Genomic DNA, 405 nt, shown 5'->3' on the forward strand with positions numbered 1-405 from the left:
AGCACCAGGAGGAATCGTTTCAATAGATGCAACTGGTCTTTCTGGAGGTGCTGGTGGTAATGCAACACCATTCAATTTCAAGATATTTTTTAATTCTTTAACTTCTGATTGGATATCATTCTCTACAAGGTTCTCTAAAAATTTCTTTAAATCCTCGTCCCCTGTATGGTTAATAAGAACTTGATATCCAGCAATCGCGCCTTGTGCCGCTGCAAGATAACTCCAAATCCCAAAGACTTCTCCGTAGTGCATTGGTTCATTTTGTGGATTTCCACTTAAAATACCCATAAAAATATTCCTCCTTAAAGAAATTAGACTTTTAGCAACAATACTTACTATAGAAAAAATTTTCCCAATCATGTTCTTGATTAAAGAAAATAAGTTCTTATAACTCATAAAGAACAC

At 34.6% G+C, this 405-nt stretch carries 1 protein-coding gene; it reads right to left on the bottom strand.

The genetic code is table 11. The features are described from left to right. On the bottom strand, positions 1-288 hold a 288-nt coding region (locus tag JDS81_RS29850), incomplete at its 3' end, for a DUF3231 family protein (protein ID WP_199688695.1). Between the last annotated feature and the right edge of the window lie 117 nt (positions 289-405).

Source organism: Bacillus cereus group sp. N31, assembly GCF_016483245.1.
Taxonomy (GTDB): Bacteria; Bacillota; Bacilli; order Bacillales; family Bacillaceae_G; genus Bacillus_A; species Bacillus_A toyonensis.